The sequence below is a fragment of the Bartonella sp. TT29SHDZB genome (assembly GCF_042193395.1).
In the GTDB taxonomy this organism is placed as follows: Bacteria; Pseudomonadota; Alphaproteobacteria; order Rhizobiales; family Rhizobiaceae; genus Bartonella.
Genome location: NZ_JBHILQ010000150.1, coordinates 1 through 610, shown reverse-complemented (window position 1 = coordinate 610; position 610 = coordinate 1). Strand labels below are relative to the sequence as shown.

The 610-nt window shown below is 44.4% G+C and carries 1 pseudogene; it reads right to left on the bottom strand.

Features of this window, described 5'->3' with window-relative positions:
- Window positions 1-610: pseudogene (locus ACFIJJ_RS10055) on the bottom strand (hypothetical protein); the annotation flags it as partial.

Below are 610 nucleotides of genomic sequence, written 5' to 3'. Positions count from 1 at the left end.
AATTGGGCAAAATCTTTCCTAGCAATGAACTTGATCACAGCCTTGTTGCCAAGATTTATAGCTCCCTTGGCTGCTCCAGCTCCTCCAGCAAAGTTTTCTAATACTCCGGCTGATAATCTTCCACTTTCAAAACCAGCATTAAAAGCTCCGTCAACCCCCGCTTTTTCAAGATTCTCTTTTACGTAATCTATATCCCCTATAAACGCATCCTCAACACCTCCCCAGAATTGACCAGCACCTTCCCAGGCATCATCAATCACATGTCCACTCACGACCCAAGACGCTCCTGTTTCAATGTCTTTAACAGCCCTTTTCGCGCCCCCCCATGGATTGCTAGCAAATATCATTATTTGTAACATCATGTTCTTCACAGCGCCATCAGCTAACTCGTATAGCTTGATTGGTGTATCGGCAATGAGACCAGTCATAATTCCTGTCGAAAAAGTTCTATCTTGTTGTTCATCAATCTCGAACCATTTTTCGTTAACATCTCTTCGACACTGATCATCAGGGCATTCTTCTAACTCTTTCTTCATCTGAGCGCGTTGTGCACTACCCAAAAAGTTATTTGCAGCGGCATTACCAGCGGCATCAGCGCCGGCATCAACAT